Annotated in this window: 19 protein-coding genes; 1 reads left to right on the forward strand and 18 read right to left on the reverse strand. The window is 39.6% G+C overall.

Annotated elements, in window-relative coordinates; translation table 11 throughout:
• Nucleotides 1-24: 24 nt before the first annotated feature.
• The 4 genes from NMK93_RS02780 to NMK93_RS02795 all read right to left on the reverse strand — a co-directional run bounded on the left by NMK93_RS02780 (nucleotide 25) and on the right by NMK93_RS02795 (nucleotide 2005).
• A complete protein-coding gene (locus tag NMK93_RS02780) occupies nucleotides 25-585 on the reverse strand; it encodes a phosphoribosylaminoimidazolesuccinocarboxamide synthase (RefSeq protein ID WP_254526429.1) in 561 nt (186 codons plus the stop codon).
• Nucleotides 576-707: a phosphoribosylaminoimidazolesuccinocarboxamide synthase gene (locus NMK93_RS02785; RefSeq protein ID WP_254771287.1), complete on the reverse strand. Its 132-nt coding sequence runs from the start codon at nucleotides 705-707 to the stop codon at nucleotides 576-578. The genes NMK93_RS02780 and NMK93_RS02785 overlap by 10 nt, the downstream gene beginning before the upstream one ends.
• Nucleotides 708-778: 71 nt before the next feature.
• Complete coding sequence (locus NMK93_RS02790) at nucleotides 779-1054, reverse strand: chaperone modulator CbpM (RefSeq protein ID WP_093100743.1); 276 nt, start codon at nucleotides 1052-1054, stop codon at nucleotides 779-781.
• Between the two features lie 3 nt (nucleotides 1055-1057).
• Nucleotides 1058-2005, reverse strand: a complete 948-nt coding sequence (locus NMK93_RS02795) for a DnaJ C-terminal domain-containing protein (protein WP_254526426.1) — start codon at nucleotides 2003-2005, stop codon at nucleotides 1058-1060.
• 150 nt (nucleotides 2006-2155) lie between these two features.
• On the opposite strand from NMK93_RS02795, the gene NMK93_RS02800 reads away from it, so the two are divergent.
• Entirely contained in the window at nucleotides 2156-2710 is a 555-nt protein-coding gene (locus tag NMK93_RS02800; protein ID WP_185211107.1) for a ferritin, read from the forward strand.
• A gap of 55 nt (nucleotides 2711-2765) precedes the next feature.
• Here NMK93_RS02800 and NMK93_RS02805 read toward each other — a convergent pair whose 3' ends face one another.
• The 14 genes from NMK93_RS02805 to NMK93_RS02870 all read right to left on the reverse strand — a co-directional run bounded on the left by NMK93_RS02805 (nucleotide 2766) and on the right by NMK93_RS02870 (nucleotide 13645).
• Complete coding sequence (locus NMK93_RS02805) at nucleotides 2766-2957, reverse strand: hypothetical protein (RefSeq protein WP_254526424.1); 192 nt, start codon at nucleotides 2955-2957, stop codon at nucleotides 2766-2768.
• 12 nt (nucleotides 2958-2969) lie between these two features.
• Nucleotides 2970-3746, reverse strand: coding sequence for a hypothetical protein (locus NMK93_RS02810; RefSeq protein WP_254526422.1), 777 nt, complete (start codon nucleotides 3744-3746; stop codon nucleotides 2970-2972).
• Between the two features lie 2 nt (nucleotides 3747-3748).
• Entirely contained in the window at nucleotides 3749-4102 is a 354-nt protein-coding gene (locus tag NMK93_RS02815; protein WP_185215980.1) for a GntR family transcriptional regulator, read from the reverse strand.
• Nucleotides 4103-4882, reverse strand: a complete 780-nt coding sequence (locus NMK93_RS02820) for a hypothetical protein (RefSeq protein WP_254526420.1) — start codon at nucleotides 4880-4882, stop codon at nucleotides 4103-4105. It lies immediately after the preceding gene.
• Entirely contained in the window at nucleotides 4879-5697 is an 819-nt protein-coding gene (locus NMK93_RS02825) for an ABC transporter ATP-binding protein (RefSeq protein ID WP_254526419.1), read from the reverse strand. Before NMK93_RS02825 ends, NMK93_RS02820 begins: the two co-directional genes overlap by 4 nt.
• 177 nt (nucleotides 5698-5874) lie before the next feature.
• Nucleotides 5875-7461: a M28 family peptidase gene (locus tag NMK93_RS02830; RefSeq protein ID WP_254526415.1), complete on the reverse strand. Its 1587-nt coding sequence runs from the start codon at nucleotides 7459-7461 to the stop codon at nucleotides 5875-5877.
• A gap of 17 nt (nucleotides 7462-7478) precedes the next feature.
• Complete coding sequence (gene rpiB / locus NMK93_RS02835; protein ID WP_185211093.1) at nucleotides 7479-7916, reverse strand: ribose 5-phosphate isomerase B; 438 nt, start codon at nucleotides 7914-7916, stop codon at nucleotides 7479-7481.
• 6 nt (nucleotides 7917-7922) lie between these two features.
• Complete coding sequence (gene tatC / locus NMK93_RS02840) at nucleotides 7923-8795, reverse strand: twin-arginine translocase subunit TatC (protein ID WP_185211091.1); 873 nt, start codon at nucleotides 8793-8795, stop codon at nucleotides 7923-7925.
• Nucleotides 8796-8885: 90 nt separating this feature from the next.
• Nucleotides 8886-10247, reverse strand: a complete 1362-nt coding sequence (gene accC / locus NMK93_RS02845) for an acetyl-CoA carboxylase biotin carboxylase subunit (RefSeq protein ID WP_185211089.1) — start codon at nucleotides 10245-10247, stop codon at nucleotides 8886-8888.
• Between the two features lie 67 nt (nucleotides 10248-10314).
• A complete protein-coding gene (gene accB, locus NMK93_RS02850) occupies nucleotides 10315-10797 on the reverse strand; it encodes an acetyl-CoA carboxylase biotin carboxyl carrier protein (RefSeq protein ID WP_185211087.1) in 483 nt (160 codons plus the stop codon).
• Between the two features lie 66 nt (nucleotides 10798-10863).
• Nucleotides 10864-11853 (reverse strand): beta-ketoacyl-ACP synthase III, encoded by a 990-nt coding sequence (locus tag NMK93_RS02855; RefSeq protein WP_185211085.1) that lies wholly within the window; start codon nucleotides 11851-11853, stop codon nucleotides 10864-10866.
• 5 nt (nucleotides 11854-11858) lie between these two features.
• Nucleotides 11859-12797, reverse strand: a complete 939-nt coding sequence (gene plsX, locus NMK93_RS02860) for a phosphate acyltransferase PlsX (RefSeq protein ID WP_185211083.1) — start codon at nucleotides 12795-12797, stop codon at nucleotides 11859-11861.
• A 104-nt stretch (nucleotides 12798-12901) separates the two neighbouring features.
• Complete coding sequence (gene rpmF / locus NMK93_RS02865; RefSeq protein ID WP_093100719.1) at nucleotides 12902-13093, reverse strand: 50S ribosomal protein L32; 192 nt, start codon at nucleotides 13091-13093, stop codon at nucleotides 12902-12904.
• Between the two features lie 15 nt (nucleotides 13094-13108).
• A complete protein-coding gene (locus NMK93_RS02870) occupies nucleotides 13109-13645 on the reverse strand; it encodes a DUF177 domain-containing protein (protein WP_254526413.1) in 537 nt (178 codons plus the stop codon).
• Between the last annotated feature and the right edge of the window lie 60 nt (nucleotides 13646-13705).

The raw sequence follows: 13705 nt of genomic DNA on the forward strand, positions 1-13705 counted from the left end.
TCTGGGTAGAAGGACCTTTGTTTTTTAGGAAAGGAACAGCTTTTCAAGTTCTAGAGGAGCGACATATTTGCCATCCTTATAAACTCTCATGTTTCCTCCGGATATTTCATCGATCAGGATAATCTGATTGTTGGTTTTATCATGACCGAATTCCAATTTGATATCGTATAGTTCAAGACCTTTTTTAGCAAGTTCATCCTTAACGATGCCACAGATTTTTTTGGTCAAGTCTTTTAATTCTTGGTATTGCTGATTGTTCAGCAGACCCAACATAGCCAAAGCATCTTCAGAAATAACAGGATCACCACGTTCATCATCCTTAATGGTTACTTCGACAAAGCTATCCAAAGCTTGGCCTTCTTCGCAGTAAGCAGCATATCTTCTAAGGAAGGAACCAACTGCTCTATAACGGCAGATGACCTCCAAACCTTTACCAAATACCTTAGCATCTTTTACGATCATCTGGACTTTCTCGATATCTGAAGAGATAAAGTGAGTAGGCACACCCAGTTTATTCAATACCTCGAAGAAATAGGTAGTCATTTTAAGGCCAGATCTTCCGGCACCTTCAATCGTTAGTCCCACTGTATTTGCTCCAGGGTCAAAACGCCGTTTTCACCGGTCACATCGTCTTTGAACTGTAATAGGATTTGGTTATCGCCAAGACTGTAAACGTCTTTAGTTTTTCCTTGATAGATTTTTTCCATGATGGTTTCAGTTAATTGAGGCGAATTTATCAAAAAATGATAGAGATGCCTAAATTATCCTTAAAAAACGCTTATTTTTCCAGTTTAAGAAGGCGCAATTCTCGCTGCAGTTCTTCAATTTTATCAATCAGGTTGTTGACCACTTCTATGCCCTGAACATTGAGTTCGAGTTCATAGTGCCAAGTGGAGAAACGTTCTACGTGCAGGACCTGTTCTTCTTCCAGAAACTCCTGTTCTTCTTGGATAATGATTTCAATAAGTCCATTATTATGTAGTTCCTGGATAAAGGTACGTTCGATATTATTGGTTTTGCAGATGTCGATTACTCTAAATAATGTCTTTTCCATGTCTTATTTCTTTAATGAATCCGCTAATTGTTCTACTATTTTCTTTTGCTCCTCAGTGAGGTCGGTCGGCAATTTCACCTGGATTTCTGCATATAGGTCGCCAAAGTCGCCATCTTTTTTATAGACAGGGAATCCTTTACCCTTAAGTCGGATCTTACCTCCGTTCTGGGTTCCTTCTTTAATCTTAACGTTGATTTTTCCGGTTAATGTATCGACAATTGTCTCGCCACCTAACAATGCAGTTGGGAGGTCGACTTCAATGTTCGTATAGAGGTCGTTTACTTTTCGAATGAACCTTGAATCAGGTCTGATGGAGAAAGTGATGAACAGGTCTCCTTTAGGTCCACCATTGACACCGTCGCCACCTTGACCTTTAAGTTTAATTTTCTGTCCATCTTCCACTCCGGCAGGGACCGTGATACGGATGTTCTTGCCGTTGACCGTAAAGGTCTGTTTGTGGGTTTGAGAGGCTTGGAGCAGGGTTAGATCGACCGTAGTTTCATAGTCCTGTCCACGGTAGCTGCCCCGTTTTCCCGAAGACCTGCCACCACCAAATCTAGAACCAAATAGATCTTCGAAGAAATCAGAATATTCGCCAGTATCATAATTGCCATTGTAATTATTGAAGTCAAAGCCTTCGAAAGGATTTTGGCCAGCTCCTGCAGAGCTTCCTCGGGATCCTCTAGAACGGGCATACTCTTGTTGGGCTTTTTCATATTCCTCGCCATGTTTCCAGTTTTCACCATATTGGTCGTATTTTTTTCTCTTCTCTGGATCGGTCAGAACCTCGTTGGCCTCGTTTATTTCCTGGAATCTTTTCTTTGCACTTTCGTCATTTGGATTTAAGTCAGGATGGTACTTTCGAGCCAGCTTTCGATAAGCCTTCTTGATATCATCTTGACTTGCGGATTTATCCAAACCTAATACACTGTAATAGTCTACAAACGCCATATTGATTATTGATTTAAAAAAAGAACAAGTAGAGTAGGGTTTTGTTTATTAATAGCCTTTCTCAAATTTACAATGTATATGTGTAAAAGTAAAGGGAGAAAAGGTAAACAAAGTAGGATGTGAAGTGTTAAAAGAGAAAAAGGAATTATTATGGATACCAATAGACTTTCAAAAGCGATGGAAACATCGTTGATTAAACAAATGACAAAAGAAAACCAAGCTTCCCAGATCTATTTGGCTTTGGGATGTTGGGCAGATACGAAAGGTTATGGCGGTGTTGCAAATTTCTTGTTTCGCCATGCTCAGGAAGAACGAAACCACATGATCAAAATCATGATGTATATTCTTGAAAGAGGGGGGACTCCAAAAGTTGAAGCCGTAGCCGAGCATACCAAACTGCCTAAATCCATGTCGGAATGTTTCAATATGGTTTTTCAGCATGAGGTAGATAATACCAATGCAATCTATGGATTGGTTAACCAGTCGATGGAGGAAAAGGATTGGGCGACATGGAACTTTGCGCAGTGGTTTGTAAAAGAGCAGACGGAAGAAGAGAAATTAGCATTATCGCTGATCGATAAATTGAAGATTGCCGGTGGAGATCGTGCTACTGACGAATCGCTGTTTGAATTGGATAAATATTTGGGAAATGCTCCTGATGATGTGCCATTGGCTAGAGAATCGACAGCAGATAATCCGGAATAACGAAATTTGGCTGACAGAGCTGAAAATGATAGGGCAGAATATTTTCTGCCCTTTTCTATTTATTGATTAACTGATTGGAATCATGCCATTCCATTCTTGTTTTCTTATGCTGCATGGAAATACTATTGGATGCTTCGGTTTTTACTTCTTCATTTTTCCTTTCTTCAATTTTCACAAAGGAATGGAAGTAGGGAATGAGAGCCATTAGAAACGTGCTGAGATATTTGAACAATATTTTGAATAGCATGGTTTCTTTAATTTATTTGGGCCTTCTGGAATTGTAATAATCCAAGTTTCCTGAAAGGACCAATGATTTCAAGCGTTTATCTTCTGGGTATTTTCCAACGATAATATTGCTGAGCCCTTGTAGATCGGCATTCAGGGAGTCTATATGGTTATTGTTAAAAACTTCCAGCAGCCCATCATTCAAGGTAACATCAAGTTTGTTGAAGCTGAGATTATCAAAGGTTATTTTCGATTTACCTGAGATTTGCATGCTAAAAGGATTGCTGAAATTTTGGCTTTCCCTGGAATAATTTCGAATTTTTAATGAGCTATTCTTGAGAACGGTAATTTTGTTGAGGCCTTTGGCAATACTATCCGTAGGGATGATCTCGATAGATCCTTTATAATGCTCTAGGGTCAAACCGTAGGACTCCTGAGGGTTTAAGGTAAGTTCAACCCTCGAATAAACTTTCTGGCTTAGGGTGACCTGTAAGGTATCGCCAATTCTTTTATGATCAAAATTGATAACTTGATTACTTTGCTTTACGGAAATTTGTGTTGTATCCGCATATACAACTGATAGGAAGGCACCTTTATCATATCCGATAATCTTAATGTTCTTAATGCCATCTAGGGATACTTTTTCCATTTTATCTGTATTGTCGAAGTTTTTGACAAAAGCTGAAACTATATCGCGGGGTTCATGGCTTAAGGGATCTGCAAAGACAACGCCTTGCAGCGGTTTTATGACTAAGCAGACCAACCATAGAATAGCAAGGGCAGTAAACAATAATATATTTGACTTTTTCATAATTAGTTCGATTTATAGAGTTCGATTAATTCTTCTTCCGTAATCTTCAACAGTTTCGCAGTCTGGAAGAATTTGGGAGCTTCTACCTGGATGAAATTTTCCTTCTTTTCCTTGAGGATGATCTGAATGGCATTTTCAGCTACAAATAGGCCAAGTCCTCTTTTATTGAAAATAATTTCATCTTGCTGGAGCTTGTCATATGCTCTCATGACGGTATTGGGGTTTACTTCCACAGAGGAGGCAAAGTCCCGGACAGAGAGGATCTTCTCTCCGACCTGCCATTCATCTTTAAGGATTTTCTCCATGACGATGTCGATGATCTGCAGGTATATGGGTTTATCTGATTGAAACTGCATCTAGACCTCCTTTTCCTTTAAAAAATAATAAAAACCGATATAGGTAATTAAGGCAGCCACATAGGTCGGTACCCAGCTGTAGAAGGTCATATAGGATAGGTTGGAAATATTATACGAATACCCATCCCAGATCCTAGAACTGATAAAAACTCCCAAAGCCACTCCTGTGAGCAAAATCGCAGCTGAAATAACTAGGCTGTATTTTCTGAAATATAGTGCAGCAAATAAAAAGTAGGGGTAAAATAAGAAGAACAATAAGGCCATCGGAGCAGATATGATCGTGAAGCTGCCGTTATAAAAGATGCTGTATTTTGATATTTCAGTGTAGAGTTTGCCCTGGCGGTCTAATGCCGCTATAACCTCATCCCAATACTGTTGCCTGAAATATATTTCAATGATATAATTGAGACCAAGGATAATGAGGTAATTATAGAAGAGAATGAATAGCCCGATCAATAGGTAAGCAGTTAGTTTCTGCCAGGAATTCATCGGAATAGTGAAATCATAACTTTTATAGAATTGGTTGGAAATAAAGGTTAAATGAATGAAAGGCAACCCTACAATCAATGCAACGCTCCATCTGATATTAGTGCTGTCAACAAGATTGATTAACATATTGTCATTGATTTCGGTTTTAGGCGACAACAAGTAGGTTGATAGGTCATTGCTAATAAATATCAAGCATATGGAATAGGATATGATGGCAATAACTGGAATCGAAATCAACAAGTATCGATGCGAAGCAAAAATGCTGTTTAGATATTGGGAAACTGTCTTCATAATTCTATTGGTTTAGGGTTGTTGGTAAAAGCATTAAAGAGGAATTCAATGTCCAATTTGGATTCGGATTCTGAATGGTTATGCACTAAATAATAAGATCCAGAAAGTTCTTCCTGTACATAAAGCGCCTGTTCAGCATCTGCAGTTGATTTGCTGACCTTGAGTTTTTTGGATAATTGATAGATGTTTTCATCTAAAACCAGGCTTCCACTTTTCATGATCATCAAATGATCAAATAATACATCTACATCACGGATTTGATGGGTTGCAATCAGGAAGATTCGGTCTTCATTGATAAACTTGCTGAGTAATTTTCTGAAGACTGCCTTAGAAGGGATATCCAATCCATTGGTTGGTTCGTCCATCAACAGGACCGAACTGTTGCAGGCTAATGCAAAAGAAAGATGGACCTTACGGTGCTGTCCTAATGAAAGTGCTCTAAGCCTATTGCTGATCGGGATATTAAACTCCTTGATACAGTCCAAATACTGTTGATGGTCGTACTTGCTGTAGAACGCACCATACAGTTTTCCGAATTGTTCGATCCCAAGATCAGGTAATTTGCTGTAATCTGGGAGAAAATAAACCTCATTGAAATATTCGGCGATCCGTTCTGAACTGAAATGTCCTTTGAATTCGATGCTTCCATCCTTTGGTATCAACATGCCGACGATAAGCTTCAGTAAAGTGGTCTTGCCCTCACCGTTTAACCCCAATAAGCCATATATGCTTCCGGGTTTTAAAGTTGTGTTTATATTCCAAAGAATATTCTTGTTCGGTTTATAATAATACGATAATGATTTAATGGTTAACATAGAGTATTGTTTTAGTGTATTAATGTGGTAGTACACTACAAATATACAATCGTATTTATGATCTGCAAGAAAAAAGTGAAAATATTTTGAGTGATAAGGTTGTAGCGTAGAGGGGATTGCAGAAAAAATGGGCAGAATTCTCATTCTGCCCATTTTTATATTTTTTGCTCAAATTGCTTATTGTGCTGGAGCTGGAGTTTTATCTACGACTAATTTTTTGTCGCGGTTAGCGATTTCCCAAGCTGTATGGAAAACTAGTTTTTCGCGTTTAGCCATCATTGGGAAGTCGATTTTATCCACGGTATCATTTGGTGTATGATAGTCTGGGTGTAATCCTGAGAAGAAGAAAATCACTGGAATACCATGTTTGGCCAAGTTGTATTGGTCAGAGCGGTAATAGATACGCATAGGATCCTTAGGATCATCATACATGTAATCTAATTCCATTTGCGTGTAGTCATTATTGGCTTTCTCATTGATGGCCTTCAATTCCGAACTCAACATATCTGATCCAATAGCATGGATGTAATTGTGGTTTCCGTTCAAGTGCTTATCATCTATACGACCGATCATATCCATATTCAAACAGGTTACTGTGTTGCTCAATGGGAAGATCGGGTGCTGAGAGTAATAATTTGATCCTAATAGACCTTTCTCCTCCGCAGCAAATGCCATGAACAGGATTGTCCTTCTAGGACCTTTGCCATCTTTTTTTGCTGCTGCGAAAGCTCTAGCCAATTCCATAACACCTACAGTTCCTGAACCGTTGTCATCTGCACCTGGGAAGAATGTGCCATCAGGAAGGATTCCGTCATGGTCATAGTGTCCAGAGATAATCACAACTTCATCTTTAAGGTCGGTTCCTTCGATTAAACCTAGTACGTTAGGGTCATGGAATTCCTCTTTCTTAACGCCCATGGTAGCATCTACTGATGCTTTAACATCAAATGAATTTGCTTTTCCTGTATTATTGATCGATTCTTTGACTTTTTCTACAGTAGTGTTTTTAGCTGCTAAGATTTGATTGGCAGTTTCCACAGTAATGTTTGCTACTGGGATATCCATGCTAGGTTGGTTGGTCTGGGTTTCATTAGATTTTAATGAAAAGCGACCTCCTGTCAAACGGTTTCCAAAACGGCTGATCATTTCTGCATTCTGAGAACTAACTGCCAAGATCATCTGTGGCTTAAGTTTGCTCAGTTCCTGGATTCTTTTGAAACGGCTTGTTGACCAATCAGAAGGTGTGGAAGTTCCAGAAATCAAAGAATTGCCGTCTTTGGTCGGTTCTCCTTCGTTGATGACCAATACCACTTTACCTGCAATATCCAAACCTTTAAGGTCATTGTATTTATCAGATTGGATACCGTAGCCTACGAAAACGATATCAGAAGCCTTGAAGTCTCTACTGTTGTTGTTGCCTTGGATAAATAGGTCCTTTCCATTTTCCAATGCTTTGTTGTTGATGCTGAATTTATCAACGATATAGGATGTTCTTTCCAATGCTACAGGTTGGAAATAAGAACCATTTACTGCTGGTGTTAAGCCTAATTCTTTGAATACATTTGCAATGTATTCAACAGTTTTTTTACCGCCTTCTTGCCCAGTTCCACGTCCTTCAAACTCGCGGGAAGCAAGAATGGTCAGGTGTTTTTTAGCCGACTCTTCGGTTAAGAGGTCAGCATATTTCTTTTGATTTGCTTGTTGAGCTACCGAACAGCTAAAAAGCGACGGTATCAAAAAAGAAAGAATAAGTAATTTTTTCATTATCGATTTTAAATTGGTTATGCACAAGAAATTTTGTTCACACGGTTAGCATGACGGCCACCTTCGAAGTCTGTTGTCAAGAAGGTGCGAACAATACGTTTTGCTAGGTCAAGATCAATAAAACGAGCTGGAATACAAACGATATTTGCATCATTGTGTTGACGAGCTAGGGCTGAAATTTCCTCCAACCAGCAAATTGCAGCACGAATGCCTTGATGTTTGTTAGCTGTAATGGCAACTCCGTTTGCACTGCCACAGATCAAGATGCCTAACTCATTTTCTTTGCTCTCTACACTTGAAGATACAGGATGTGCAAAATCTGGATAGTCAACAGAATCTGCAGTAGCAGGACCGAAATCCTGAACAGTATAACCTAATTCATTTAAGAATGTGATTAATGCTGTTTTATATTCAAACCCAGCGTGATCACTGCCAATTGCGATTTTTTTAGACATGATGTATTATTTTGTATTATAAAATTCTTTTTCTGCAAGTTCCTTCGCTTTTTTAACATTCGCCGAAACCATGATGCTCAATTCGTATAAGATAAACATTGGAGCACTTACCGTCAATAACGTGATAACATCCGCTGTAGGGGTGATGATAGCTGCAATGACCAAGATGATCACAATGGCATATCTACGGCTAGCACGCATAAACTCTGGGGTCATGATTCCTATCTTAGATAGGATAAAGATCAGGATAGGAAGCAAGAAGATGATTCCACAACCTAGTGTTAAAGTCGCAATGGTCGATAGATAAGAGTCTATTGTAATCTGGTTCGTGATTTCATCACTTAATGATACGTTTGCAAGGAAGTTAACCGACAAAGGAACCACGATATAGTAGCCGAATAACGCGCCTATCACGAAGAGCACTGTGGCGTAGAACACAAAACCTCTAGCCGATTTTCTTTCAACATCGGTCAAAGCCGGTTTAATGAATAACCAGATTTCGAATAGGAGGTAAGGGAAGCCCAATGCAACAGCCATCAATAGACAGGAGTTGATCTGAAGCATAAACTGACCCGCCAATTCCGTATTGATGATATTGAAAGGAATCTTCTCTACACAGAAACCTTCCAGGTTCAAGGCCGCCCCAACCTTACACATCATTCTATAGGTCCAGAAGTCCAAGTTCTTCGGTCCCATGATGATCTGATTGAAAACAAAATCGTAAAATGTAAATGAAAGGATCGCAAATACGGTAATAGCAATTACAGAACGGATGATGTGCCACCTTAGGATTTCCAAATGATCGAAGAAGGACATTTCAGCCTCGATGTTCTTTCCTTTATTCTTGATTGCCTCTATGAGTTTGATATTCTTGGACATGTAGTTTTAATGCGGTGATCTAATCGTAAGAAAACAAAAATACCATTCTTCTCTCGAAGAATGGCATGTTTTGTATATGTAAAGTAAATTTTATACAACCTCCTCATCAGGATACTCCGTAAGGTCGAAAGTTTCCATGAATTTAGTCGTGAAATTACCTGCCCTAAAGTTCGGGTCACGCATTAAACGAAGGTGAAGTGGAATGGTTGTTTTTACGCCTTCAATTACGAATTCACTTAACGCACGCTCCATCGTATTGATAGCCTCTTCACGAGTTTGGGCTACACAAATCAATTTCGCGATCATGGAATCGTAGTTAGGAGGGATAGTATATCCTGAATAAACATGCGTATCTACACGCACACCATGACCCCCTGGTGAGTGGAAGTTGGTAATTTTACCTGGTGACGGACGGAAGTTGTTGAACGGATCTTCCGCATTGATACGACATTCGATTGCATGCATGGTTGGCTCGTAGCTCTTACCAGAGATCGGAATACCTGCTGCAACCTTAATCTGTTCTTTGATCAAGTCGAAGTTGATTACCTCTTCAGTAACTGGGTGCTCTACTTGGATTCGTGTGTTCATTTCCATAAAGTAGAAGTTGCGGTGTTTGTCAACCAAGAACTCGATTGTTCCAGCACCTTCATATTTTACAGCTTTGGCACCTAAGATAGCAGCTTCACCCATTTTAGCGCGCAATTCTGGCGTAATGAATGGAGATGGAGCCTCTTCAACTAATTTTTGGTGTCTCCTTTGGATAGAACAGTCACGCTCAGAAAGGTGACATACTGTTCCATATTGGTCACCGATTACCTGGATTTCAATATGGCGAGGATCCTCAACATATTTCTCTAGGTACAAACCGTCGTTTCCGAAGGCAGCACCAGACTCTTGACGAGCAGAATCCCAAGCATTTTCAAAGTCTTCATCTTTCCAAATGATACGCATTCCTCTACCACCACCGCCGGCAGTAGCTTTAAGGATGACAGGGTAACCCATATCTTTTGCAATTTGCAAACCAGTTTTTACATCTGGCAACAAACCTTCAGAACCTGGGATAGTCGGAACACCAGCTTTCTTCATGGTCTCTTTGGCAGATGCTTTGTCTCCCATTTTTTCAATCTGTTCCGCTGTAGCACCGATGAATTTGATGCCGTACTCAGCACAGATAGCAGAAAATTTAGCGTTTTCGGATAAGAAACCATATCCAGGGTGGATTGCATCAGCATTTGTAAGTTCTGCTGCAGCAATGATATTTGGAATATTTAAATAGGAATCTTTACTAGCAGGAGGGCCGATACAAACAGCTTCATCCGCAAAGCGAACGTGTAAACTATCACGGTCAGCAGTTGAATAAACTGCAACACTTTGAATACCCATCTCTTTACAAGTACGGATAATTCGAAGTGCAATTTCACCTCTATTTGCAATTAATATTTTTTTGAACATAATACTCTTTGATGTAACACTTTATCTCTTAGCACAATAAAAAAAGTTTCTGGAATTACTCCAAAAACTAACTAGGGTCTACTAAGAATAAAGGTTGGTCGTATTCTACAGGTTGAGCATCATTTACTAAAATCTTCACGATTTTACCTGATACTTCAGATTCGATTTCATTGAACAACTTCATTGCCTCAACGATACAGATAACCTTTCCAGGTGTAACATCATCACCTACATTCACAAATGATGCTTTGTCTGGTCCTGGAGAACGGTAAAATGTTCCGATAATTGGAGACTTAATAGTGATATATTTTGAGCTTTCATCAGCAGCAGGTGCCTGAGCTGCAGGGGCAGCAGCAACTGGTGCCGGAGCCGCAACTGGAGCAACTGCTTGAGCAACCTGAGGTGCTGGAAGTGTTGCCGTTACGTAAGTAGGCTCTTGATTAGTCTTTATCGTAATTTTAAAATCTTTCTCTTCGATCGATACTTCATTCACGCCCGATTTGGAAACGAATTTGATAAGATCTTGAATTTGTTTAATATCCATACTCATATGCTAGTAGGTTTGTTTAATAATTTTAAAAAATAAATAGCTATAAAGGTAATAATAAAATGCAGATTAATACGCCCATCTTAAATAAATAGAGCCCCAAGTAAACCCGCCGCCAAATGCTGCTAAGATTAGGTTGTCTCCTTTTTTAAGCTGGCTTTCCCATTCCCATAAACACAATGGAATGGTGCCACTGGTAGTATTACCGTATTTTTGAATGTTTACCATTACTTTTTCCTCAGGTAGTCCAGCACGTTCTGCTGTTGCATCGATGATACGCTTGTTCGCCTGATGAGGAACTAACCAATTAACATCTTCCGAGGTCAATTTGTTTCTCTCCATCACTTCAACAGCTACATCAGCCATATTGGTCACGGCAAATTTAAATACTGTACGTCCTTCTTGGTAAGCGTAATGAAGGCCAGCGTCTACCGTTTCATGAGTCGCCGGGTTCAACGAACCACCGCCTTTAATGTTCAGGAACTGTCCGCCAGATCCGTCTGTTTTTAATACAGCGTCGATCAGGCCATTTCCTTCTTCATTTGGTTCCAGTAATACTGCTCCACATCCGTCTCCGAATAGGATACAGGTATTTCTGTCTTTATAATTGACTACTGATGACATCTTATCGCCACCAACAACCAATACTTTTTTGTGTTTTCCAGATTCAATGAATTGAGCTCCCGTGGTCAATCCGAATAGAAATCCCGAACAAGCTGCTTGAAGATCAAAACCCCAAGCTTTTTTAGCTCCAATTTTGTCTGCCAAGATATTTGCTGTAGCAGGGAATAACATATCCGGCGTACTGGTACAGAAGATTATTAGGTCGATATCTTCAGCAGAAATCCCTCTTTTCTCCAATAGGCCATTTACTGCTGGCACGGCCAGGTCAGAAGTAGCTTTTGTTGGATCTTTTAATATTCTTCGCTCACGGATTCCTGTGCGGGTTACGATCCATTCGTCGTTAGTGTCTACCATTGTTTCCAACTCCTTGTTGGTCAGGATGTAGTCCGGAACGTAACCATGTACTGCAGTAATAGCTGCGTGAATTTTAGACATATATTTTAGTTAAATGCAGATTTGATCCTCTCAATGAATTTTGAGGCGATCATATCTCTCGACAATAATACCATATTTTTTATAGCCTTCGGCGTTGAAATTCCGTGGCCAATGATTACAGGGGCATTTACCCCTAAAATTGGGCTGCCGCCATATTGCTCGTAATTGAACCTGTCAAAGAATTGGTCCTTGAAACCTTTCTTCAGAGTAACTACATAAAATGATTCAGCTAGCTTCAGTACTACATTTCCAGTGTAGCCATCACAAACTATTACATCGGCATGATCACTGAATAGATCACGGCCTTCTGCATTTCCAATAAAATTAATCTTGTTGTTTTCTTTTAAAAGAGGGTAGGTTGCGATGGTTAGGTTGTTTCCTTTTTCTTCTTCTTCACCAATATTTAGCAAGCCAACTTTTGGTGAGGATATGCCGTAAACATGTTCTGCATACAGGCTTCCAAGGATAGCAAATTGGTTCAGCATTTCCGGCTTACAGTCTGCATTGGCCCCTACGTCCAACAAGATACCAAAGCCATCCTTAAGCTTCGGTACATTGGTCGCAATGGCAGGACGCAATACGCCTGTAATGGTCTTTACGCTGAACATGGCACCTACCAGCATAGCGCCAGTATTGCCTGCTGAAGAGAAAGAATCAATCTCTCCGTTTTTCAATAAGTCAAATCCCTTGGCTATAGAAGAGTTAGGCTTTTGGCTGATTGCTTTTGTGGGATGTTCGTGCATACCGATGTTCTCAGGTGCATGAACATAGTCAAATTTTGAGGGGTCAGATCCAGCTTCGGTAATAGCGTTTCTAATGGCTTCCTCATCACCAAATAGAACAATCCGTTGCGAATCGTCCAGCTGTTTTTGAGCTTCAATCGCTCCTTTGATATTAGAATCAGGAGCAAAATCCCCTCCCAACACGTCTAATCCAATCTTCATTCGTTATTATTTATATTATTCAATAATACGCAAAAAACATCCCAAGTGAAAGTTAATAATATAAAATATTATACTTTTTTGGGATGTTTTTAAGAAAGATGTCGTTAGACAGCAGCGGTGTTCTCAATAATTAATTTACCGTTGTAGTATAAGTTACCGTCTACTGTGTATGCGTGGTGAGGTCTGTGCACCGCGCCAGTTTCTTTACAAACAGTTAAGCTAGGTAATTCAGCTTTATAGTGTGTTCTTCTCTTGTCTCTTCTAGATTTAGAAGTTTTACGTTTTGGATGTGCCATCTCGTATCTTTTGTTTTAGTTATTTTTAATATTCTTCAATGCTTCCCAACGAGGGTCAATGTTTTCATTGTCCTCCTCAGACGAGCTTTCTTCTTCATTTTGTATCCTGTTCAACATCTCCGGGTCACATGCTATCCCTTCTCCGTTTTCATTACACTTAGGATAGGGAGGGACTGCCACATTGATGTATTCATACAGCAACGGAGCGATGTCCAATTCATAGTCGTTCTTGGATAAGGTGATCACTTCTTCCGTGTCCTCATTCCAATCTTCATCGCTGAATTTTACCAAAGCACGTTCCTTGATGTGAACTGGGGAATCAAAGGTCGATAGACAAACATCGCAAGTCAGTTTTATGGTGCCTTGAATGTCGAAATTAGCTATCAACATGTTCTCCTGTTTCTGCAAGTCGACAACCGCTTTTAGATTGCCTTCCTGTAGCAAGGAATGATCGTAACATGCAAAGAACTTCTCGTCGATTTCAAAGTCAAAACTGTGCTTACCTGTTGAAAGACCTGAAAATGGTATTCTGTATTTTTTTAGATACTTCACAATCTTGCATTTGAGCCTGCAAAAGTAACGATTAAATAAGTATAAATGAAATTTATTTTA

The organism is Sphingobacterium sp. LZ7M1 (genome assembly GCF_024296865.1).
Classification (GTDB): Bacteria; Bacteroidota; Bacteroidia; order Sphingobacteriales; family Sphingobacteriaceae; genus Sphingobacterium.